Genomic DNA, 21,230 nt, shown 5'->3' on the forward strand with positions numbered 1-21,230 from the left:
GTCCAGAGTAGCGCGACCGGGGCGCGGTGCAAGCGCCGTCTGTCACGTCTCTATCGACCACCGTAGAGCGCTGGAAGTTCAGGCGATGCGAACGCGCTCGTGCGACGAAACGATGTGCAGCGCTTCGCGGTATTTCGCCACCGTGCGGCGCGCGACCGGAACCCCGGCCGCTTTCAGCAGTTCCGCCAGACGAGCGTCGGACAGGGGCTTGCGCGGATCCTCCGCTTCGACGAGGCCCCGAATCATGTGCTGGATCGCGGTGCTCGATGCCTCGCCGCCGCCTTCGGTGCCGACGCCGGAATCGAAGAAGTCCTTCAGCGACAGCGTGCCGCGCGGCGTGTGCACGTACTTGCGCGCGACCGCGCGCGACACCGTGGACTCGTGCATGCCGATTTCCTCGGCCACCTCGCGCAGGGTCAGCGGTCGCAATGCACGCTTGCCGAACTCGAGGAACCCCGATTGCTGCCGCACCAGGCAGCGCACGACCTTGAGCAGGGTTTCGCCGCGCGCCTCGATGTTCTTCAACAACCAGCGCGCTTCCTGCAGGCGGCCCTTGAGGTACCCCGCATCGCTGGCGCAGGCGTGCTGGATCATCTGCTCATAGCCGCGATGGATGATCACGCGCGGGAAGTGGTTGCCGGCGAGGCTGACCCGCCAGACGCCGTTCTGCCGGGCGATCACGCAGTCCGGCGTAACGTAGTTGTCGTGCGGCACGTTGCCGATCTGCGCACCTGGCCGTGGGTCGAGACTGCGCAAAAGCTGCAGCGCGGTCGCGGCCTCCTCGGGCGAACAGCCCAGCGCGTCCGCAAGGCCCGGCGCGCCGAGTTTGGGCAGGCGTTCGATATGGTCGCGCGCGGCCAGAAGTGCCGTCGCGCGCCCGGGGGTGTCGGCGTGCAACGCATCGAGCTGCAGGCGCAGGCATTCGCCCAGATCGCGGGCGCCCACGCCGACCGGGTCGAAGCGCTGCACCCGGCACAGCACGGCGGCCACCTCGGCAGTCGTGGCATGTGTTTCGGGCCGCAGTGTCGCCACGATGTCGTCCAGCGATTCGCGCAGGTAGCCGTCATCGTCGATGGCATCGATCAGGGCGATGCCGATGTTGCGGTCGCGCGCCGACATCGTGCTCAGATGGAGTTGCCAGGACAGATGGTCCTGCAGGCTTTCGGACTGCACCATGCGGTCGGCGGCATCGCCGTCCCCGTCGTGATCGCCATGGCCCTGGCCACTGCCACCGACGCGTTCGTGCCAGCCGTCATCAGCTTCCCAGGCGGATACGGGTTCCGCATCGTCGCGGTTGCCGGCCTCGTGTTCCGCCCGGCTGTCCTGTTCCTGCGTGCTGCCGCGTTCGGACGGCGGCTGCACGGAAATCGATTCGGGCTCTTCCCAGTCGAGCAGCGGATTGCTCTCGACGGCGGTGGTGATCTCGGTTTCGAGTTCCACGGACGACAGCTGCAGCAGATGCAACGCCTGACGCAACTGCGGCGTCAGCACCAGATGTTGCCCCAGCGATGTCTGCAGACGTGGCTTCATCGACTCCGGAACTCCCTGACCGGATGCGTGCGCCGACTACAGACGGAAGGATTCCCCCAGGTAGACGCGACGCACGTCGGGATTGGCGAGCAGCGCTTCCGGAGCCCCCTGCGCCAGCACGCCGCCGTCGCTGAGGATATACGCCCGGTCACAGATCCCCAAGGTCTCGCGGACATTGTGGTCGGTGATCAGCACACCGATCCCGCGTTGCTTGAGATGGGTGACGATCCGCTGGATCTCCCCGACCGAGATCGGGTCGACGCCGGCGAAGGGTTCGTCGAGCAGCATCATGCGCGGATTCGCCGCGAGCGCGCGTGCGATCTCGACCCGGCGCCGTTCGCCGCCCGACAGACTGGCGCCCGCCTGGTCTGCGACATGGGTGATCTGCAGTTCGTCCATCAGGTCGGCGAGCGCCTTCTGGCGGCCGGCCCTGTCGAGGTCCTCGCGCAGCTCCAGCACCAGCATGATGTTGTCGGCGACGCTGAGCTTGCGGAACACGGACGGTTCCTGCGGCAGGTAACCGACGCCGCGCTTGGCGCGGGTGTACATCGGTTCGGCGGTGATGTCGTGGCCGTCGAGCACGATGCGTCCGGCATCGGCGGGCACCAGGCCGACGATCATGTAGAAGCACGTGGTCTTGCCGGCGCCGTTGGGGCCGAGCAAGCCGACGACCTCGCCAGACTCGAGCGTCAGCCCGAAGTCCTTGACGATCTCGCGCTGCTTGTAGCGCTTGCGCAGACCTTCGGCGACGAGCATCAGCGGCCGCCCTGCGCTGCCGGGGCCGGCTGCTGCGCCGGCGTCTGGTTGCGCGGCTGGAACTGCATGCGCACGCGGCCCTGGCCTTCGCCGCCGCCCTGCACCCGGCCTGTCGACATGTTGTAGACGATGCGTTGGCCTTCGATCTTGCCCTGGCCCGGCTGGTTGACCACGGCATTGCCGGTCAACACCACGGTATCGCTTTGCATGTCGTAGTCGGCCTGGGCGGCTGTCGCATCGACCCAGCCCCCATCGTCCATCTGCTGCTTCATCCGCACCGGCCCCCCGTTGAGGATCACGCGCTGGAACTCACCGCTGCGTCGGCGCAGGTCCGCGCGCGTAGCCTGGATCTCGAGCGTGCCCTGGGTAATCGTGACGCCGCTGGTGAGCAGGCACGGCAAGCGCTCGTCGCTGACCGAACAGTCACTGGATCCGGCGTCGACGTCGATCGGCTGGTTGCGGTCCGATGCCTTGGCCAGCGCGGCGGTGGGCAGTGCGAACGCGGCGATCAGCAGCACACTAGCGGCGGGAATTCGGTTCATTGCGGAATTTCACCTTGGAAAGAAGCTCGATCCGTCCCGAATCGAGGTCGGCACGCATGCCGGTGCCCTGCATTGTAGAACCGGGCTGTTCGACGTCGACCAGCGCCTCGGACGTGGCCTGGTTGCGCTGGGGGAAGACATTCATCGATTCGGTGCGCATGCGGGTCGGGCGCGAAGCGCCTTCCGGGCTGTCGGCGGTGACATCGCCGCGCAGCCGCACCTCTTCGTTGTCCTCGGACACCCAGCCGGTCTGCGAGCGGATCTCCCAGCGCCCGTCGCCTTCTTTTTCCGGCACGTGGAACAACGGGGTGACCAGTTCGAGGGTGCGCGCGCCCGGGGTCTGTTGCAGCTGCGGGGCCTGGAGCGAGAACGCCTCGCGGCCTTCGTTGTCGAGCGCGACGATGTCGAAGTCGCGCAGCAGATAGTCGGTGCGGCCGTCGACGGGATCCTCGGTGACGATGGTGTCCTTCTGCCGCCAGGCGGACCATCCCGAGATCAGCGCGCCGAGCAGCAGCACGACGGTCAGGGTCAGGCGCCAGTTCACGACACCCGCCCATCGGCGTGGATGCCGGCCAGGCGACCTTGCGCGTGCAGGATGAGATCGCACAGTTCACGGCCCGCACCGCGACCGCCGCCGGCGCGCGTGCGCCAGTGGGCACTGTCGTACGCGCAGGCGTGGGCATCGGCCGGGGAGACCGCGAATCCCACCGCGCGCATCGCGCCGACATCCGCAAGGTCGTCGCCCATGAAAGCGACTTCGTCCAGTGTGATGTCGAGCGAGGCACACAGCGACTCGACGCGCTCGCGCTTGTCGGCGACATGCACATGCGCCTCGACACCGAGATCGGCGGCGCGGCGCTCGACGATGCCGCCCTTGCGCGCGGTCACCAGCGCAACCGCGATGCCGACCTTGCGCAGCAGCACCAGGCCCTGGCCGTCATGGACATGAAAGGTCTTGATCTCGCGGCCTTCGCTGTCGAAGCCCAGGCTGCCGTCGGTCAAGGTGCCGTCGACGTCGAAGCATGCGAGGCGCACGCGGGCTGCGCGGGCGAGAATCGCCTCGGAGACATCGGCAAAGAGGGCGGGGGCGTCGTGCATGGTTTCGAAAGTATCGGGCATTGAATGAATGGGCGCCGGCTCAGACCACGCGGGCGCGCAGCAGATCCTGGATATTGAGGGCACCGACCACGCGACGATCGCCGTCAATGACTGGCAGCATCGTGATCTTGCGGGTTTCCATCAGTCGGGCCGCCTCAACCGCCAGCGCATCGGCGGCGATCGCGATCGGGTCGCGGGTCATCACGTCGGCGATGCGCGCATCGCGGACATCGATGGCGGGGTCGGTCAGCGTGCGGCGCAGATCGCCATCGGTATACAGGCCGATCAGACGCTGCGCCGGGTCGACGATCACCGTCATCCCCAGACGCTTGCGGCTCATTTCCATCAGTGCATCGGCCAGCGAGGCATCCGCGGTCACGGTGGGTATTTCGCCGCCGCCGTGCATGACATCGCGGATGTGCAGCAGCAAGCGGCGGCCGAGGGCGCCGGCCGGGTGCGAGCGGGCGAAATCGTCGGCGGTGAAACCGCGCGCTTCCAGCAGCGCCACTGCCAGCGCATCGCCCATCGCCAGCGACGCCGTGGTGCTGGCGGTAGGTGCCAGCGCCAGCGGGCAGGCTTCCGCCGGGACACTGATGTCGAGATGGATGTCGGCGGCGGTCGCCAGCGTCGCCCCGGCGCGGCCGGTGACTGCGATCAGCGGATTGCCCTGGCGCTTGAGCACCGGCAGCAGCATCAGGATCTCGTCGGACTCACCCGAGTACGACAGCGCCAGCACGATGTCGGCGTCGGTGATCATGCCGAGGTCGCCGTGGCCGGCTTCGCCCGGATGCACATAGAAGGCCGGGGTGCCGGTCGAGGCCAGCGTCGCGGCGATCTTGCGCGCCACATGCCCGGACTTGCCCATGCCCATGCACACCACTCGCCCACGGCATTCGAGAATGCGCGCGCATGCAGCGGAGAATTCACCGTCGAGGCGCGCCGAGACCGCCTGCAGGCCTTCGACTTCGACCGCGAAGACGCGTCGTCCGCTCGCCGCAAAATCGGAACCCGCGATGGCTGCATCTCGCGGCGGGTGGACCATATCCGGCACAGGGCTTTTCCGTTAGGCTAAGCCGTTCATTTTATGCGCTTTCCGGCGTGAATGCCCCGCGACAGGCGGCGTCGGCGATGACGGCTCATCCGCGCTTCACGCAGCGCGCGTAGCGACGTTCACGGCCCGGCAGCGCGGCCACAGGACCCGATTCTTGGATACCCAGACCATCACCGACCTCATCCAGCAGGGTCTGCCCGACGCCGTGGTGCACGTGCAGGGCGACGACGGCGTGCACTTCGAGGCGCTGGTCGTCTCGCCCGCGTTCGCCGGCAAGCTGCCGCTGGCGCGTCACCGCATGGTGTACGCGACGCTCGGCGCGCTGATGGGCCGCGAGATCCACGCGCTCGCGCTGAACACCAAGACGCCCGACGAGCATGCGGCCGCCACCGGCGCAGGGCAGGGCTGATGGACAAGATCATCGTCACCGGCGGCGCCACGCTGCAGGGCGAGGTGCGGATTTCCGGCGCCAAGAACGCGGTGCTGCCGATCCTGTGCGCCACGCTGCTCGCCGATACGCCGGTCGAAGTCACCAACGTGCCGCACCTGCACGATGTGCTGACGACGACCAAACTGCTGTCGGGTCTCGGCGCCGGCGTCGAACACGATGTCGAGAACGGGCGCGTGACTGTCGATCCGCGCAGCGTCACCAGCCACGTCGCGCCCTACGAGCTGGTGCGCACCATGCGCGCCTCGATCCTCGTGCTCGGCCCGCTGCTGGCCCGTTACGGCGCAGCGGAAGTGTCATTGCCCGGCGGTTGCGCAATCGGTGCGCGGCCTGTGGATCTGCACATCAAGGCGCTCGAAGCGCTGGGCGCGACGATTACTGTCGAACACGGTTTCATTCGCGCGAGCGCCGAGCGCCTGCGCGGTGGCCACGTGGTGTTCGAGACGATCAGCGTCGGCGCGACCGAAAACGTGCTGATGGCGGCGACGCTCGCCGACGGCACGACGCTGATCGACAACGCCGCGCGCGAGCCGGAGATCGTCGATCTGGCCGAATGCCTGATCGCGATGGGGGCCGACATCCGCGGCGCCGGCACCTCGCGCATCGAGGTGCGCGGTGTCGAGCGTCTGCATGGCGCGACGCATGCCGTCGTCGCCGACCGCATCGAGACCGGCACCTTTCTCGTCGCTGCGGCGATGACCGGTGGTCGGGTGACCGCGGTCGGCGCGCGGCCGGACACGCTGGGCGCGGTGATCGAGCGCCTGCGCCATGCCGGCGCGACGGTCGAGATCGACGGTGAGCGCATCACGGTCGACATGCAGGGGCGTCGCCCGCGCGCGATCGACATCGTCACCGCGCCGCATCCCGGTTTCCCCACCGACATGCAGGCGCAGTTCATGGCGATGAACTGCATCGCCGAGGGCACCGGCACCATCGACGAGACGATCTTCGAGAACCGCTTCATGCACGTCAGCGAGCTGATGCGCCTGGGCGCGGAAATCGACATCGACGGCCCGCGCGCCAGCGTGCATGGTGTGAAGCGGCTCAGCGGCGCGCCAGTGATGGCGACCGACCTGCGCGCATCGGCATCGCTGATCCTCGCCGGGCTCGTAGCCGACGGCGACACGACAATCGACCGCATCTACCACCTCGATCGCGGCTACGAGCACATCGAACGCAAGCTCTCCGGTCTCGGTGCGCGCATCCGGCGGGTGAAGTAGTCCATGGCGTTCAAGGGCCGCTTGTCGAACCGGCGCATCGCGGTGTTCGCGACGATGGCGGTGCTGCTGCTCGCACTGGGATGGTTGCGCTACACCAATGCGGCCGCGCTCAGCGGCATGCCGTTCAAGGAGATGGACTGGAACGAGGACGGTGCGCTCACCCGGAGCGAAGTGCTGCAGGGGTTCTTCACCGTCACCGCGGTGCGGACGCAGCGGGGTCACCGCAGTTGCGTCGACTATCGCCGGCGTGGTTCTGCCGAATCGATCCGGGTGGAGTGCAGGACCGAAACCGCGCCCTAGAGATCGGGTTGTGACACGCGCAAAGAAAAGGCCCCGCACTGCGGGGCCTTCCGCGTGAAGCGAGATGCGACGGTCAGTTGACCGACTGCAGGCGCATGTCGATGTGGTCCTTGCCGTCCCGGCGCTGCAGCAGGCGCGCAGGCACCGGCATGCCGTCGACGACCCAGGCGATGATCTCGCGGCGCCCGTCGGTACGAACGACCTTGGTCGCCTGCATCGAACGGCCGCCGACGGTCACCTGCTCGGTGCCCTGACGCTCGAACACCTGGCGCCTGGCGCGGCCGTCTTCGACCAGGCGGTAACGCAGCGGCGACTTGCCCGCCTGCACGTCGCGCACCAGCACCAGATTCATCAGCATGCCGTCGAGATCGCCGGCCTGCAGCTTCACCGGTCCACTCTGGCCATCGCGCACATCGCCTGCAAACCGGGCCTCGCCCGCGTTCCAGTCGTAGGTGGTGTTGAGTTCGCGGTTCTTCATGAGCATCGCCGCAAGGCCGGATTCGCCGCGCTGGGCGTCGCTGCTCGATACCGGCCGCCACTGTTCACCGTTCGCCTCGAAGACCGTGTTCTGCTCCAGACGCGCGCCGGCGCCGGCCACCTGCAGGGCGTACTTCCAGCGGTTGCCGCCTTCCTGCGCGAGGTTCATGTTCGCCTGCGCGCGCATGCCCATGTAGTTGGCCTGATAGGTGGCGGTGAACGGCTCGATCGCCAGCGCGGGCAGGGCGGCGAGGGCGAGCAGGGCGGCGCCGGTGGCGGTCAGCAGTCGGGTCATGGGGGCTCGTGTCTTCATCTATGGTGCTCCTTGGTATTCGACCAGGCGCAGGTCCACCGCGTCCTCGCCATCTTCGCGTTGCAGGATCCGGACCGGCGTCGGTACACCGTCCGCGACCCAGATGATCATCTCGTCGTTGCCACCGTTGGTGCGTGAAACGCGCAACGCCGAGTAACTGATGTCGCCGACTTGCACGAGTTCCGGTTCGGCGGCTGCCTGATACGCGTACTGGCGGACGCGGCCGCCGTCGACGAAGCGGTACTGCAGCGAAGCGTTCGGCGCGGCATCACGCATCACCGCCAGGTTGATCAGCAGCGCGCTCATGTCGCCGGGCTGCAGCGGTACCGGGTCACGGCGACGCTTGCTCAGATCGCCGGTCCAGCGCGCCACGTTCTTCGTCCAGTCGTAGACGCCCTCGACCTTGCGGTTGAAGAACACCGCGGCCTTGCGCGTCGTGCTCTGGCGAAGTGGGCGGTAAACGGTCCCGACAACGTCGAACAGCGTGTCCTGTTCCAGGTTCAGACCGAGGATGCCGGCGAAGCCGCGGTTGCCGCGGATGCCGAGATCCACCTGCCACTGCGCGCCCTGCGGCTGCAGGCGCATGGTCGCCGTGCCGGCCTGCTTGCCCTGGTACCAAGCATCGTAGGTGGCGACGAACGGCTCGAGCGCCGCGGCGCGCGCGGCGCTGGGCCACGCAACGATCAGCAGGGCGGTCGCGAACAGGGAGAGGAGGGCGCGCATGGGACCGGCATCATGCGAAGCGGCGGGTGGCTGCCAGCTGAAGCGGCCCGTCGGCGCGCCGGCCATCGACATGAACCCCATCTTCATGCAGCCGCACGCGCCCGGCCGCGATCCACCGCAGCGTTTCCAGCAGCAGCGGATGTTCGTGGGTCAGCACCCGCGCCGACAGGTGTGCGGCGTCGTCGCCCGGCAGCACGGGGACACGGGCCTGGGCGATCACCGGGCCGCCGTCGAGTTCGGCGGTCACGTAATGCACGCTCGCGCCATGCTCGGTTGCGCCGGCATCGAGCGCGCGCTGATGCGTATGCAGTCCCTTGAAGGCGGGCAGCAGCGACGGGTGGATGTTGATCATCCGGCCCGCGCGCGAGGCCAGCACGTCGGCGCCGATCAGACGCATGTAGCCGGCGCAGACGATGAGGTCGGGGGCCGCGGCGTCGAGCGCGCCGAACAGGGCGTGGTCGTGCGCGGCGCGATCGGTGAAATCGCGCGGGCGGATCGCGTAGGCCGGCAGCCCGGCATCGCGGGCGCGGACGAGCGCCTGCGCGTCGCCCCGGTCCGACCACGCGCCGACGACTTCCGCGTCCAGCGTGCCGGCCGTGATCGCGTCGAGGATGACTTGCAGGTTGCTGCCGCGGCCCGAGGCCAGCACTGCCAGTCGCAGACTCATGGCCGCGCACCGGTCCGGTCGAACAGTGCGCGGATCTCCGGGCGCTGGAGGCTCAAAAGCGTCGCGATGGCCAGCGCGGTACCGAGCGGCACATGCAGACACAGCAGCGCCGAGAGGGTCATGCATAGCTGCATACGTGCGCGCCGCAACAGATGCAGCCCGGACCAGAGGCACAGCGCGCCGCCAGCGAGTGATGCCAGGGTCAGCACCGCGAACACCGCGAGGGTCGCAAGGCCGGTGGGATCGCCGAACCCGTCAGCCGCTTCCTGGCTGAAGCCGAACACCAGGATGAGGCCGAAAGCGCCTGCGCCGGCCAGCGACAGGCCACCCAGCACGAGATGCAGCACACCGAGCGCGCGCAGCTGGCCGGACGCCACCTCTGCCGACGCAGGACTACGCGCCACCCGCGACGCGGTGGCCGGCGGCGCGTACGGAGATGCGGGCTCGTGATCGGCCGACACGACGCCCGGATCAGCCGATGCGGACGCGATCGCCGTCGCCGGCTTCGACCACTTCGCCGATCGTCCAGTGGCCGAGGCCCAGGCCGTCCAGCGCGCTGCCGAAGGCGGCCGCGCTGTCGGCCGGCACCACCAGCACGAAGCCGATGCCGCAGTTGAACGTGCGCCACATCTCGTGATCGGCGACCGCGCCTTCGCGCTGCAGCCATTCGAACACCGGCGGCTGCGGCCACGACTTGGCGTCGATCGTCAGGCCGAGGCCCTCGGGAATCACGCGGATGATGTTCTCGGTCAGGCCACCGCCGGTGACGTGGGCCATCGCGTGCAGCTGCGGGCCGAGGTCGCCACGCAGCAGTTCCAGCACCGGCTTCACGTACAGCGTGGTCGGCGCCATCAGCGCATCGACCAGGTTGACGCCGCCGACCTCAAGATCGGCCGGGCGGCCGGCACGCTCGAAGATGCGGCGGATCAGCGAATAGCCGTTCGAGTGAGGACCGCTCGATGCGATGCCGACCAGCACGTCGCCGGCCTGCACCTGGCTGCCGTCGCGCAGTTCGGATTTTTCGACCGCGCCGACGGTGAAACCGGCCAGGTCGTATTCGCCGATGCCGTACATGTCCGGCATCTCGGCGGTCTCGCCGCCGATCAGCGCGCAGCCCGACAACTCGCAGCCGCGCGCGATGCCGCCGATGACGGCCGCGGTGGTGTCGATGTCGAGCTTGCCGGTGGCGAAGTAGTCGAGGAAGAACAGCGGCTCGGCGCCCTGTACCAGCACGTCGTTGACGCACATGGCGACCAGATCGATGCCGATCGTGTCGTGGCGGCCGAACTGCTGGGCCAGCTTGAGCTTGGTGCCCACGCCGTCGGTGCCGGAGACCAGCACCGGTTCGCGGTACTTGCCCGACAGGTCGAACAGCGCGCCGAAACCGCCCAGGCCGCCCATGACCTCGGGCCGGAAGCTGCGCTTGACCAGCGGCTTGATGCGTTCGACGAGTTCGTTGCCCGCGTCGATATCGACGCCTGCATCGCGGTAGGTCAGGGGAGTGGGAGCGGTCACGGCAGCCGTCGCAAGGCGGGAAGACCGCGGATTTTAGCAGCCGGCCGGCCCGCAGTCGTGCTCCGCTCGCCGATGTCGCCACGGACCGCCCGCATCGTTTATGGCACCATCGCGCCTCGATGACGCCCCGATCCAGGACTTGCCGGATGCACCGCCAGAAGCGCTCGCTCAATATGATGACGTGGCTGCTGGCCGCGCTGCTGGGCACGTTCGCCGTGTCCGGAACCGCCTCCGCGCAGCGCGTGGAAGGTGACCGCGCCGCGGCTGTCGGCCTGTACGCGGCCGAGATTCCGGTGCGCAGCCAGAGTGAAACCGAGCGCGAGGCCGGTTTCGCGCGTGGCCTGGCGCAGGTGCTGGGCAAGCTGTCGGGTGACCGGAACGCGGCCCAACGCCCGGGTGTATCGCAGGAACTGCGTCGCGCCGCCCAGTACGTCGAGGGTTACGACTACCGCCAGGACGAGGGGGTGTCCTCGCGCGGGTCGCCGACCTTCACCACCACGCTGGTGGTGCGCTTCCGCCAGGCCGATGTCGATGCCGTGGCCGGTGCGCTTGGCCTGCCGGTGTGGCCGGATCCGCGTCCCAAGCCGGTGATGTGGCTGGCGATCGATGACGGTTCCGGACCGCGCCTGGTCGCGCTGCAGCAGAACAACGTGGCACGTCCGACGCTGCAGCGCGCGATCGAGCGCGGCTACCGCCTCGGCCTGCCGTCCGGCAATGCCGCCGAACAGGCTGCGGTGGGTGCGATCTGGCGCGGTGACACCGCGTCTGTCGCGCGCATCTCGTCGCGCTACAACCCGCCGATGCAGCTGATTGGCAAGCTCTATCGCGAAGGCTCAGGCTGGAAGGCCGATTGGATCTTCGTCGACAGCGGCCGCGTGCTCGCGCGCTGGAGCGAGACCGGCGCGGATGCCCGGCGCACGCTGGCCAGCGGCGCCGACGGCGCGGCGGATGCACTGACCAGGCGCTATGCGCGCACCAGCCCGGCCGGCGCGCCGTCGACGCAGGCGATCGTGTTCTCCGGCATCAACAGCAGCGCCGACTACATCAAGCTGTCCGCGCAGCTGCAGCGCATGTCAGTGGTGCGCGGCATCCGTCCGGTGCGGGCGACGCCGATGGGGCTGGAGGTCGAACTCGACCTGCTGACCGGCATGACGGGTTTCCGCCGGATGGCCGACGAAAACGTGTTCGTGGAAGCCGACGGCAACATCGAGGGCGTCACGCCCGTGTTCCATCTGCGTTGACCCCTTCTCCGCTGTACCGCACGGACCGCCACCGATGATCCAGACAGACCCCGCAAACGCCGATGTCGCGCGTTTTCTCAAGCGCCTGCAATGGGGTCTGGTGGTCTTCGCGGCGGGCTATGTGATCTGGCTGCTCGGCCCGATCCTTACGCCGTTCGTGCTGGCGCTTCTGCTCGGCTGGCTCGGCGATCCGCTGGTCGACCGCATCGAGCGCCGCGGCCGCTCGCGCGCGGTCGCGGTCACGCTGGTGTTCCTGCTGATGACCCTGCTGCTGGCGCTGGTGCTGATCATCCTGGTGCCGATGATCGAGCGGCAAATCGTCACCTTGATCGACAGCCTGCCGGAGTATCGCGACTGGCTGCTCGGCACCGCGCTGCCGTGGGTCGAGCAGCGCACCGGCTACGAAGTGGTGTCGTGGCTCGACACCGACCGCATGATCGAGCTGATCCGCAGCCACTGGCAGCAGGCCGGCGGCGTCGCGGCCACGATCCTGGCCTACGTCTCGCGGTCGGGTTTCGCGATCCTCGCGTTGGTCATCAATCTGGTGCTGGTGCCGATCCTGGCGTTCTACTTCATGCGCGACTGGGACCTGCTGGTCGAGCGCGTCGCCGCGCTGATCCCGCGCGACCACATCGTGACCGCGACCCGGCTCGCGCGTGAGACCAGCGAGTCGCTCGGCGGCTTCCTGCGCGGCCAGTTTCTGGTGATGCTGGGGCAGGGCGCGATCTACGCGGTCGGCATGTCGCTGGTCGGCCTGCGGCTGGGCCTGCTGATCGGCATGATCGCCGGCCTGATCAGCTTCATTCCGTATCTCGGCGCGACAGTCGGCATCCTGCTCGCCCTGATCGCGGCCATCGTGCAGGCGCAGGGGTTCGACTGGCAGTTGCTGATCCTGATCGGCGTGGTGTTCACCGTCGGCCAGCTGGTCGAGAGCTACGTGCTCACCCCGCGCCTGGTCGGTGACCGCATCGGTCTGCACCCAGTCGCGGTGATCTTCGCGGTGCTGGCCGGTGGTCAGTTGTTCGGTTTTCTCGGCATGTTGCTGGCGCTGCCGGTTGCCGCGGTGGCCAATGTGCTGCTGCGCTACGCACACGAGCGCTATCTGCACAGCCGTCTGTATGAAGGCGACAAGCCGGAGATCGAGATCGCGGGCGCGGCTGCATCACAACGCCCGGTGATCATCGTGACCGGCGCCGAGGGTGGGAACGTCGAGCGGTGAGCCGGACATGAGTGGTCCATCGCTCCAGCTGCCGCTGGCGCTCCGGTATCCGCCGGACCAGCGGCTCGAAACCTTCGTCGCCGATGACACCGCGCTGCTGCCGCAACTGCGCGATTTCGCGTTGGCCGGTGTGCGCCGCGGCCTGTACGTCGAGGGCGCAGCCGGTACCGGCAAGACCCATCTCGCGATCGCGCTGTGCGCGGAAGCCGACCGGCTCGGCCGCCGCGCGGTATATCTGCCGCTGCGCGGCATCGCCGGCCGGCTGCGCGATGCCGCGCAGGCACTCGATGGACACGATCTGGTCGCGATCGACGACGTCGACGTGATCGCCGGCGACCGCGACGACGAAGTCGCGCTGTTTGATCTGCACAACCGCCTGCACGATGCCGGGCGCGCGGTGTTCTACACCGCATCGGCCGCGCCGGAAGCGCTCGCGCTCGGCCTGCCGGATCTGCGTTCACGGCTGGGCCAGTGCATCCGCGTACCGCTGCCGGTGCTCGACGACACCGGCCGCCATGAGTTGCTGCGCCTGCGGGCAGAGCGCCGCGGCCTGCAGGTCGACGCCGCCACCATCGATTGGCTGCTGCGTCGCGTCGACCGCGATCTGCCTGCGATCACCGCGCTATTGGATCGCCTCGACCACGCTTCGCTCGCCTCACAGCGACGCTTGACTGTCCCGTTCGTACGGCAGGTGCTGGCGCTCGACTGAGCGCTGAAGTAGCAAGAGCCGTTCGCAGCGCTGGGTAGAGCAACGCGAAACCCGTCGCGTTGCGGTTGCAAACATCGAGTGTGCAGCTGACGAAGTCGTCATTTCCGCCTTCGCGGGAACGACGGGCAAATGTGGGTTTGATCAGCGCTGTCTTAACCCAGCGCCACATCCAGCTGTGCCAAACGCTCCGGCGTGCCGACATCGGTCCAGCGCCCCACATGATGCGCACCAGTCACGCGGCCGTTTTTCATCGCTGCGCGCAGCAACGGTGCCAGCTTGAATCGCGGCGGCTCCAGATCGACGCCCGGCGCGCTGCCGATGATGTCGCGCCAGTTGTGCAGCAGGGCTGGACGGTAGACGCCGATCCCCGCGAACGTCAGCTTCGCGTCGCCATCGCTGCGTACCCGCGCGCAATCGAGTGCGAAGTCGCCGGCCGGGTTGTGCGCGGGGTTGTCGACGAGCACCAGATGCGCATCACCGTCGGGCTCTGCCGGCAGATGTGCGAAGTCGTAGTCGCTCCAGATGTCGCCATTGACCGCGATGAAAGGCGCATCGCCGAGCAGGCGAAACGCATGCAGCATGCCGCCGCCTGTTTCCAGCGGTGGTGCACCTTCATGCGAGTAGTGCAGCCGTAGTCCCCAGCGGCTGCCGTCGCCGAGCGTCGGTTCGAAGCGTTCGGCGAGCCAGGACACGTTGACCACGACATCGCGCACGCCGAGCGCGGCAAGTTTCTCCAGATGCCAGACGATCAGCGGTTTGCCGCCTGCGGCCAGCAGCGGTTTGGGCGTCGTATCGGTCAGCGGCCGCATGCGTTCGCCCAGGCCCGCGGCGAAGATCAGGGCCTGACGATGGCGGGCAGGTGCAGTCGCGTTCGGCACGGCGGATCCAGCAGGGCGGGCGCGACAGCGTAACCGTCAGGCTGATTGCGGGCGAGCCGGCCCGCGGCTGAATGCCGACGGCGGATCGCGCGGTCCAGGACCCATCCCGGGCGCATCATCGGCGGCATCTCCGCAACCGCGCATCCTCAGGAGTCCGTCATGGCTTCGATCGCCCGTCACCGTTTTCGCACCGGAGTCGCATTGTTCGCGGCGCTCGCGCTCGCCGCCTGCGCGTCATCACCGCGCACCACCGACGCCGAGAAATACGCGCTCTATGACGCGCATGCCGGCGAGGCTGTCGACCATTTCCGCTATTTCGGTTCGATCAATGGCTGGACGCCACTCGGCGAGTCGGCGCTTGCAGTGTGGACGCGCCCGAGCGAGGCCTGGCTGCTGGATCTCTCGGGTCCTTGTCAGGATCTGACATTCACGCCCGCGATCGGCCTGACCAGCAACATGAGTCGCGTCAGTGCGCGCTTCGACAAGGTGCTGGTACGCAGCCGCTCGTCGATCAATATCCCCTGCCACATCCAGCAGATCCGCCCGCTGGACATCAAGGCGGTCCGCGCCGCCGAGAAGCGCAATCCCGAAGGCGAGCCCCCGATGGATCAGGCGTCGGACGCGGGGACGTAACCGGCGACGCTGCCGGTCTGGCGTTCGAACAGGTACTTGCGCATTTCGCCTTCGAGGAAGGCGCGGTGCTTGGGATCGAGCGGCGAGAGCCGGTTCTCGTTGATCAGCATGGTCTGGTGCGCCAGCCAGCGCGCCCAGGCAGGCTTGCCGATCTCGGCGAAGACCTGCTTGCCGAGTTCGCCGGGCCAGGGAATGAAATCAAGACCCTCGGTTTCGGTCTGGTCGTGTACGCAGAAGACGCGTCGGCTCATGGTCAATCCTCCAGGGCGATGCGCGGCGCGAGCAGCAGCGTGCGGATCGGGGCGGGAATGCCGAGCGTCGCGAGTTCGTCGCGCGCCACCCAGCGCAGGCGGTCATTGTCGCCCACCCGGTGACGGGCAGGGAGGCTGTGCCAGTGCAGCGGCTGCATCCGCAGCTTGAAATGGGTGAAGCCGTGCTGCACCGGCAGCAGGCGTTGCGGCGTATCGAGATCGACGGCGTCGACTAGGCCCGATGCGTGCGTGCGCAGCCAATCGACTGCGCGCGTGTCGTCTTCGGCCTGCGGCAGCGACCACAACGATGCCCAGATGCCGGTCGGCGGGCGCTTTTCGAGCAGCACACGGCCTTTGCCGTCTTCCAGCAACAGCACGCTGGCTTCGCGCTCGGGCAGCGCTTTGGTCGGCCGCGGTGTCGGCAGTTCGTCGACGCGCCCCTGTGCGAACGCGGCGCAGTCCTCGCTGACCGGACACAGCAGGCAGGCCGGGTTGTGGCGCGTACACAGCGTCGCGCCGAAATCCATCTGGGCCTGGGTGTAGTCGGCCAGCCGCGTGTCCGGCAGCAGCACTCCGGCGATCGACCACAACTGTTTTTCGACCTTCGGTTGCGCAGGCCAGCCTTCGACAGCATGGCGCCGCGCGAGGACACGTTTGACGTTGCCGTCGAGGATCGGAAACGGATCGCCCCAGGCCTGCGACAGGATCGCGCCGGCCGTGCTGCGGCCGATGCCGGGCAGGGAGAGCAGGGCGTCGAGGTCGCGCGGCATATCGCCTTGGTGCAGTTCGACGCAGCGCTGCGCGGCCGCATGCAGGTTGCGCGCGCGGGCGTAGTAGCCGAGCCCCGACCACAGCGCGAGCACAGTGTCTTGCGGCGCATCGGCCAGTGCGCGCACATCGGGCAGCGCGTCGACGAAGCGCTCGAAGTACGGAATCACGACTCGCACCTGGGTCTGCTGCAGCATGATTTCCGACAGCCACACGCGATACGGCGTGCGCGGGTGCTGCCACGGCAGATCGTGGCGGCCGTGCACGTCGAACCACGCCAGCAGGCGCGTCGCGTAATCGGTGCGTGCGATCACGGCGGCGTGTCCCCGCTGCCGTCGTCGAATGTGATCTCCACGCCTTCCAGTACCGCGCCTGACACTTCGACGCGATCGGCCGTCAGCTGTCCGCGTAATGGCGGCAGCGGTGAACCGGTCGCGAGTGCATCGAACCAGCCGAGCATCGCGTCGATGCGCGCCTCGCCATCGAAGCGTGCGTGTTCGTGTTCGAGCCGCAACCCGACCGGCGCCGATGCATCCACCGGACCGTCGTAGCGCAGTGCGAACGGCAGCGCCTGTGTCGAATCCGACAGCGGCGCCGGCAGCGCAGGCCATGCCTCGGGCCAGCGCGCGATGCGGCCGTCGAGTGCGAGCGAAAGTCGCTCGCCCAGCGCGACCTGGCCACCGGCGATCAGATCCGGCACCACGCCTGCGCCGCGAAGCGCGAGACCCATCGGCGCGAACCCCAGCGCGTTGCCGTCGCCGCCGACGTGCAGCGCACCATGCAGACCGAGCACGAACGGCAGCGGCTCGGCCGCGTCGATGCCCTGCCAGCGCGCATCGATTGCGATGCGCAGCGGCGACAACGCGAAGCCGGGCATGTCGGCGTCGATGCGCGTGGCTTCGGCCTGCAGCGTGGTGTCGAGCCGACCGGCTGCATGCACCAGCGCGAGCGTGCCACGTGCTTGAAGATCGCGGGCATCGACCGCGCGGTTCGCGTGCAGCTGCAGCCGGAACGGTGCCTGCAGCGCGTCGAGATGCGCGGTGCCTGCGATGCGCGCGTCGATCGCACGGTCGGCCTGCAAGGCGGGGAGGTCCAGCGCCAGCTCGTCGACATACCAGCCATCGCCGTCCAAACGCCCGCGCACGATGCGTACGCCTTCGGTGATCGCCGGCACCTTGCCGTCGCCCGGTGGACGCGCATCGAGCCAGCGCAGCAACGAAGGCAGGTGCAGGCGCGGTGCGTCGAGTTCTACGCGAGTGATTTCCAGATCGGCCCCGCGGCTGCGGATGGTCTTCCACGGCAGCGACAGCAGTATGCGTTCGGCTTGGAGCATCGGTACATCGGACGGGTGCGATCCGGGCGCGGTGATGCTGACCTCGCGCACCACCAGCTGCGGCGTGCCGCGCAGGCGGTACTCGACGTCGCCTTCGAACGTGATGCGCAGGCCCAGCGTGGGTTCGAGGCGGGCCAGCACCAGGCGCAGCGCGCGTTCGGGCGGTAACAGCACTTGCACCAGCAGTGCGGCGACGATCGCCAGCACCAGCGCGATCAGCAGCAGACGCAGCCAGCGCAGGCGCCGCGGCGCCGATGGCTCCGGCGCCGGAGCAGGGTTGCTCACGCCCCCAGCGTCTCCGGCAGCATCGCGTCAACGAAGGCTTCGGCGTCGAACACGCGCAGGTCTTCCGGACGCTCGCCGATGCCGGCGAAGCGGATCGGAATGCCGAATTCGCGGGCCAGCGCGAACACCACGCCGCCCTTGGCGGTGCCGTCGAGCTTGGTCACGACCAAGCCAGTGACCTGCGCCGCGGCATTGAACTGGCGCAGCTGCGACAGCGCGTTCTGGCCGGTGGTGCCGTCGATGACCATCAGCACTTCGTGCGGCGCGGTCGGATCGATCTTGCCGAGCACCCGGCGGATCTTGCCGAGCTCGGCCATCAGGCCCTGCTGCGTGTGCAGGCGGCCGGCGGTGTCGGCGATCAGGATGCCGGTGCCGCGCGACTTCGCCGCCTGCAGTGCATCGAATGCGACCGCGGCCGGATCGGCGTCTTGCCCCTGGGCGACGACGGGCACGCCATTGCGCTCGCCCCAGGCCTTGAGCTGGGCGACCGCGGCCGCGCGGAACGTGTCGCCCGCGGCCAGCATCAGCTGGTGGCCTTCGTCCTTGTAGCGCTTGGCGAGCTTGCCGATCGTCGTGGTCTTGCCGACGCCGTTGACGCCGACGGTCAGGATCACGAAGGGCTTGGCATTGGTGTCGATGACCAGCGGCCTGGCCACAGGTTCGAGCATCGCGATCAGATCGCCACGCAGCGCCTTGAGCAGATCGTTGGCATCGACGAACGCGCGCGCCTTCATGCGCTTGCGCAAGGACTCGACCAGCTCGGTGCTCGCCGCGACGCCGACGTCGGCCGTCAGCAGCGCGGTCTCGATCTCGTCGAGCAGATCCTCGTCGAGCTTGGGATTGCGCGAGAACAGGCCGCCGAAGCTTTTCGCGAACGTGCTGCCACCCAGGCGCTCGCGCCAGCCCGACTTGCCCGGTGCGGCGGCGGGCATGGTGCTTGCGAACACGTAGTCGGCGAGTGCCGCCGCCGGATCCACGAACGCAGGCGGCGGCGGGACCGGCGTTGCAGACGCTTCGGAAGCGATCGGGACGGCGACCGGCACGATCTCGACGGCTGCCGGCGCGACATCAGTGGACGGGCTGCTGCCCTCGGGCGCGTGCAACGCTGCTGCGCCAGGCTCGACGGTGCCGGCATCGTGCGTCGTGACCGTCGGCGCCGCCGATGGCGGAGGTGTCACGGGCGGAGCGGGCGGCGATGCAGGCGCAGCAGGCGGCGCGAACGCAGCAGCGATCTCTTCGGCGCTGAGGCGGCGTCGGCCGCTGTCGGCCTCGGGCTTGTCGGAGGATTTGTCGCGCTTGAACCAGCTGACCATGCGGCCTTCGTAGCCTGGATGGGGGAGAATGGCGCGCATGGTATCACCCGACTTTCAGCGTCCCCGTGCGGGCGCACGCGCATGAATACCCCTCGTCACGGCGGCTCAGGCAGGCCGTCATCGAACGTCAACCGCAACACCGGCCCGGGCCGGGTGCGCATCGTCGGCGGTCGCTGGCGAGGCACGCGTCTCGATGTCCCCGATGTGGCCGGCCTGCGGCCGACCTCTGACCGAGTTCGCGAAACCCTGTTCAACTGGCTGCTGCCGGTGCTGCCCGGCGCACGCGTGCTCGATCTTTTCGCCGGCACCGGTGCGCTGGGGCTCGAAGCGGTGTCGCGCGGCGCGGCCAGCGCGGTGCTGGTCGAACGCGACATCGGGCTCGCCGCGGCCCTGGCCGCGACCGCGGCGCGCCTGCCCGGCGGCGAGGTGGTCTCGGTCCAGCGCGGCGATGCGCTGTCGATGGCGGCCGGTCTGCCTGCCGGCAGCATCGATGTCGCCTTCGTCGATCCGCCATTCGCGGCCGACCTGTGGGCGCAGGCGTTCGCCGCGCTGTCGCCCGCGCTCGCGGCGGATGCCTGGCTGTACGTCGAATCGATGGCCGAACGGCCGGCGTCGCCCGGGACGGGTTGGCAACTGCACCGCGAGCTGCAGACCCGCGAAGCGCACTGCGCGCTGTACCGGCGCGCCGGCTGATCGCCACCCGCGCCGCTGCTACACTTGCCGCCCGCGCCACGTTCCATCCGATTCCTTCGACAGCGAACGCAAGTCATGAGTGCGAGCCGCAACCGCATCGCGGTCTATCCCGGGACCTTCGATCCGATCACCAACGGCCACGTCGACCTCGTCGATCGTGCCGCGCCGCTGTTCGAAAAGCTGATCGTCGGTATCGCCGAGAGTCCGGCCAAGCGCCCGGCGATGACGCTGGACGAGCGTGTCGAACTGGCGCGTGTCGCGACCGCCCATCACGCCAATGTCGAAGTCATCGGCTTCGATTCGCTGCTCGCGCACTTCGTGCACGAGGTCGGCGCCGGCGTGTTGCTGCGCGGCCTGCGCGCGGTGTCGGATTTCGAATACGAGTTCCAGCTCGCCAGTATGAACCGGCATCTGATTCCGGATGTCGAAACGCTGTTCCTGACCCCGGCCGAGCAGTACGGCTTCATCTCCTCCACGCTGGTGCGCGAGATCTCGCGTCTCGGCGGTGACGTGTCGGGCTTCGTGCCCGCCGCAGTCGATCGCGCATTGCGCAAACACTCGCAACGTTGACGTTGCCCATCAAACACCAGAGAACACAAGAGGGAATGCCATGAAGTCCATCACCCGCGCACTGCTGATCGCCTGCCTCGTCCTGCCGGTCATCGCCTGTAGCAAGGAAGAAGCGCCGCAGCAGGTCGAGGTCGCGCCGGTCGCGGTGCCCACCACCGAGGACAAGACGGCGTGGAACGCTTATCTCAACGACGTAGCCGGCCGCCACATGGAAGGCGTCAACAATTCGCCCTACGTCTATCTGGTGCCGCCGGCGCCCGCGCCTGCAGCCGATGCGCCGCCCGCGGACACCACCACTGCCGATGGCGACCCGACAATGTCGACGCCGGTCGACGGCGCCTACGAGCGTCTGCTGGAAAAGGCCGAGCAGGATGTGTCCCGCGGCATCACCCGCGGCAACCTGCTGATCTTCGCGGGCCTGGATTCGACGCGTACCGCGGATCTGGTCGTGGCCTCCTTTGCCAAGGTCGGCACCGGCACGATGAATGGTGTGCGCGTTCTGTTCATCGGCAGCGCCGCGGACAGCGAGCGGGTCAAGGCCGTGGTCGAGCCGACCGGTTCGGAATACGTGTTCATCGACAACGCGGCCTGATCCACTGCTGTAACGGCGGCCGGCGCGTCCGGCCGGTCGTTTCCTACAACGCCACCGCGCGAAAGCTCGGTGGCGTTGTCGTTTCCGGCGTAGTCGCGCGATGAA

At 68.5% G+C, this 21,230-nt stretch carries 25 protein-coding genes and 1 pseudogene; 10 read left to right on the forward strand and 16 right to left on the reverse strand.

Annotated elements, in window-relative coordinates; translation table 11 throughout:
- Nucleotides 1-78: 78 nt before the first annotated feature.
- From J2X52_RS07705 to J2X52_RS07730, 6 genes are read right to left on the reverse strand one after another with little or no spacing between them, the layout of a single operon-like run.
- Nucleotides 79-1,530 carry an RNA polymerase factor sigma-54 gene (locus J2X52_RS07705; RefSeq protein WP_310151036.1) on the reverse strand — a complete coding sequence of 484 codons (1,452 nt, stop codon included), beginning with the start codon at nucleotides 1,528-1,530 and terminating at the stop codon, nucleotides 79-81.
- A gap of 36 nt (nucleotides 1,531-1,566) precedes the next feature.
- Nucleotides 1,567-2,286 (reverse strand): LPS export ABC transporter ATP-binding protein, encoded by a 720-nt coding sequence (gene lptB, locus J2X52_RS07710; protein WP_310151039.1) that lies wholly within the window; start codon nucleotides 2,284-2,286, stop codon nucleotides 1,567-1,569.
- Nucleotides 2,286-2,828, reverse strand: coding sequence for a lipopolysaccharide transport periplasmic protein LptA (lptA, locus tag J2X52_RS07715; protein ID WP_310151041.1), 543 nt, complete (start codon nucleotides 2,826-2,828; stop codon nucleotides 2,286-2,288). Before lptA ends, lptB begins: the two co-directional genes overlap by 1 nt.
- Nucleotides 2,806-3,372 (reverse strand): LPS export ABC transporter periplasmic protein LptC, encoded by a 567-nt coding sequence (lptC, locus tag J2X52_RS07720; RefSeq protein ID WP_310151043.1) that lies wholly within the window; start codon nucleotides 3,370-3,372, stop codon nucleotides 2,806-2,808. Before lptC ends, lptA begins: the two co-directional genes overlap by 23 nt.
- Nucleotides 3,369-3,926: an HAD-IIIA family hydrolase gene (locus J2X52_RS07725; protein WP_310151047.1), complete on the reverse strand. Its 558-nt coding sequence runs from the start codon at nucleotides 3,924-3,926 to the stop codon at nucleotides 3,369-3,371. Before J2X52_RS07725 ends, lptC begins: the two co-directional genes overlap by 4 nt.
- A 40-nt stretch (nucleotides 3,927-3,966) precedes the next feature.
- Nucleotides 3,967-4,968 carry a KpsF/GutQ family sugar-phosphate isomerase gene (locus tag J2X52_RS07730; protein WP_310151049.1) on the reverse strand — a complete coding sequence of 334 codons (1,002 nt, stop codon included), beginning with the start codon at nucleotides 4,966-4,968 and terminating at the stop codon, nucleotides 3,967-3,969.
- A gap of 163 nt (nucleotides 4,969-5,131) precedes the next feature.
- On the opposite strand from J2X52_RS07730, the gene J2X52_RS07735 reads away from it, so the two are divergent.
- From J2X52_RS07735 to J2X52_RS07745, 3 genes are read left to right on the forward strand one after another with little or no spacing between them, the layout of a single operon-like run.
- Nucleotides 5,132-5,386, forward strand: coding sequence for a BolA/IbaG family iron-sulfur metabolism protein (locus J2X52_RS07735; protein WP_310151052.1), 255 nt, complete (start codon nucleotides 5,132-5,134; stop codon nucleotides 5,384-5,386).
- On the forward strand, nucleotides 5,386-6,645 hold the full coding sequence (gene murA, locus J2X52_RS07740) for a UDP-N-acetylglucosamine 1-carboxyvinyltransferase (RefSeq protein ID WP_310151055.1): 1,260 nt from the start codon (nucleotides 5,386-5,388) through the stop codon (nucleotides 6,643-6,645). The genes J2X52_RS07735 and murA overlap by 1 nt, the downstream gene beginning before the upstream one ends.
- A 3-nt stretch (nucleotides 6,646-6,648) precedes the next feature.
- Entirely contained in the window at nucleotides 6,649-6,945 is a 297-nt protein-coding gene (locus J2X52_RS07745) for an EF-hand domain-containing protein (RefSeq protein ID WP_310151058.1), read from the forward strand.
- 73 nt (nucleotides 6,946-7,018) lie between these two features.
- Here J2X52_RS07745 and J2X52_RS07750 read toward each other — a convergent pair whose 3' ends face one another.
- Genes J2X52_RS07750 through purM form a run of 5 tightly spaced genes read right to left on the reverse strand, consistent with a single transcriptional unit; the run spans nucleotide 7,019 to nucleotide 10,640 of the window.
- A complete protein-coding gene (locus tag J2X52_RS07750; protein ID WP_310151062.1) occupies nucleotides 7,019-7,717 on the reverse strand; it encodes a DUF3108 domain-containing protein in 699 nt (232 codons plus the stop codon).
- An 18-nt stretch (nucleotides 7,718-7,735) separates the two neighbouring features.
- Entirely contained in the window at nucleotides 7,736-8,458 is a 723-nt protein-coding gene (locus J2X52_RS07755; RefSeq protein ID WP_310151065.1) for a DUF3108 domain-containing protein, read from the reverse strand.
- 10 nt (nucleotides 8,459-8,468) lie between these two features.
- Nucleotides 8,469-9,125 carry a phosphoribosylglycinamide formyltransferase gene (gene purN, locus J2X52_RS07760; RefSeq protein ID WP_310151068.1) on the reverse strand — a complete coding sequence of 219 codons (657 nt, stop codon included), beginning with the start codon at nucleotides 9,123-9,125 and terminating at the stop codon, nucleotides 8,469-8,471.
- On the reverse strand, nucleotides 9,122-9,586 hold the full coding sequence (locus tag J2X52_RS07765) for a hypothetical protein (RefSeq protein ID WP_310151071.1): 465 nt from the start codon (nucleotides 9,584-9,586) through the stop codon (nucleotides 9,122-9,124). Before J2X52_RS07765 ends, purN begins: the two co-directional genes overlap by 4 nt.
- Nucleotides 9,587-9,596: 10 nt before the next feature.
- Nucleotides 9,597-10,640 carry a phosphoribosylformylglycinamidine cyclo-ligase gene (purM, locus tag J2X52_RS07770; RefSeq protein WP_310151075.1) on the reverse strand — a complete coding sequence of 348 codons (1,044 nt, stop codon included), beginning with the start codon at nucleotides 10,638-10,640 and terminating at the stop codon, nucleotides 9,597-9,599.
- Nucleotides 10,641-10,786: 146 nt separating this feature from the next.
- On the opposite strand from purM, the gene J2X52_RS07775 reads away from it, so the two are divergent.
- The 3 genes and pseudogenes from J2X52_RS07775 (at nucleotide 10,787) to hda (ending at nucleotide 13,809) form a co-directional block, all read left to right on the forward strand.
- Nucleotides 10,787-11,881: a DUF2066 domain-containing protein gene (locus J2X52_RS07775; RefSeq protein WP_310151078.1), complete on the forward strand. Its 1,095-nt coding sequence runs from the start codon at nucleotides 10,787-10,789 to the stop codon at nucleotides 11,879-11,881.
- 34 nt (nucleotides 11,882-11,915) lie between these two features.
- Nucleotides 11,916-12,983: pseudogene (locus J2X52_RS07780) on the forward strand (AI-2E family transporter); the annotation flags it as partial.
- Between the two features lie 124 nt (nucleotides 12,984-13,107).
- Nucleotides 13,108-13,809: a DnaA regulatory inactivator Hda gene (gene hda / locus J2X52_RS07785; protein WP_310151081.1), complete on the forward strand. Its 702-nt coding sequence runs from the start codon at nucleotides 13,108-13,110 to the stop codon at nucleotides 13,807-13,809.
- Nucleotides 13,810-13,961: 152 nt separating this feature from the next.
- On the opposite strand, the gene murU is transcribed toward hda, so the two are convergent.
- On the reverse strand, nucleotides 13,962-14,687 hold the full coding sequence (gene murU / locus J2X52_RS07790; RefSeq protein WP_310151084.1) for an N-acetylmuramate alpha-1-phosphate uridylyltransferase MurU: 726 nt from the start codon (nucleotides 14,685-14,687) through the stop codon (nucleotides 13,962-13,964).
- 159 nt (nucleotides 14,688-14,846) lie between these two features.
- Here murU and J2X52_RS07795 point away from each other — a divergent pair, with 159 nt between their 5' ends.
- Nucleotides 14,847-15,320 carry a DUF6491 family protein gene (locus tag J2X52_RS07795; RefSeq protein WP_310151086.1) on the forward strand — a complete coding sequence of 158 codons (474 nt, stop codon included), beginning with the start codon at nucleotides 14,847-14,849 and terminating at the stop codon, nucleotides 15,318-15,320.
- Here J2X52_RS07795 and J2X52_RS07800 read toward each other — a convergent pair.
- The 4 genes from J2X52_RS07800 to ftsY are packed head-to-tail and all read right to left on the reverse strand — an operon-like array spanning nucleotide 15,296 to nucleotide 19,270.
- Entirely contained in the window at nucleotides 15,296-15,571 is a 276-nt protein-coding gene (locus tag J2X52_RS07800; RefSeq protein WP_310151089.1) for an oxidative damage protection protein, read from the reverse strand. The two genes, J2X52_RS07795 and J2X52_RS07800, sit on opposite strands and share 25 nt — an antisense overlap.
- A gap of 2 nt (nucleotides 15,572-15,573) precedes the next feature.
- Complete coding sequence (gene mutY / locus J2X52_RS07805; protein ID WP_310151091.1) at nucleotides 15,574-16,653, reverse strand: A/G-specific adenine glycosylase; 1,080 nt, start codon at nucleotides 16,651-16,653, stop codon at nucleotides 15,574-15,576.
- A complete protein-coding gene (locus tag J2X52_RS07810) occupies nucleotides 16,650-17,957 on the reverse strand; it encodes an AsmA family protein (protein ID WP_310151094.1) in 1,308 nt (435 codons plus the stop codon). The genes mutY and J2X52_RS07810 overlap by 4 nt, the downstream gene beginning before the upstream one ends.
- Complete coding sequence (gene ftsY, locus J2X52_RS07815) at nucleotides 17,954-19,270, reverse strand: signal recognition particle-docking protein FtsY (protein WP_310151230.1); 1,317 nt, start codon at nucleotides 19,268-19,270, stop codon at nucleotides 17,954-17,956. The genes J2X52_RS07810 and ftsY overlap by 4 nt, the downstream gene beginning before the upstream one ends.
- 81 nt (nucleotides 19,271-19,351) lie before the next feature.
- Here ftsY and rsmD point away from each other — a divergent pair, with 81 nt between their 5' ends.
- From rsmD to J2X52_RS07830, 3 genes are all read left to right on the forward strand, one after another.
- Nucleotides 19,352-19,963, forward strand: a complete 612-nt coding sequence (gene rsmD, locus J2X52_RS07820) for a 16S rRNA (guanine(966)-N(2))-methyltransferase RsmD (protein WP_310151097.1) — start codon at nucleotides 19,352-19,354, stop codon at nucleotides 19,961-19,963.
- A 75-nt stretch (nucleotides 19,964-20,038) separates the two neighbouring features.
- Nucleotides 20,039-20,533 carry a pantetheine-phosphate adenylyltransferase gene (gene coaD, locus J2X52_RS07825; protein WP_310151099.1) on the forward strand — a complete coding sequence of 165 codons (495 nt, stop codon included), beginning with the start codon at nucleotides 20,039-20,041 and terminating at the stop codon, nucleotides 20,531-20,533.
- A 40-nt stretch (nucleotides 20,534-20,573) separates the two neighbouring features.
- Nucleotides 20,574-21,125 (forward strand): hypothetical protein, encoded by a 552-nt coding sequence (locus tag J2X52_RS07830; RefSeq protein ID WP_310151102.1) that lies wholly within the window; start codon nucleotides 20,574-20,576, stop codon nucleotides 21,123-21,125.
- Nucleotides 21,126-21,230: the final 105 nt, after the last annotated feature.

Origin of the sequence: Luteimonas sp. 3794 (assembly GCF_031456825.1) — a bacterium.
GTDB lineage: Bacteria > Pseudomonadota > Gammaproteobacteria > Xanthomonadales > Xanthomonadaceae > Luteimonas.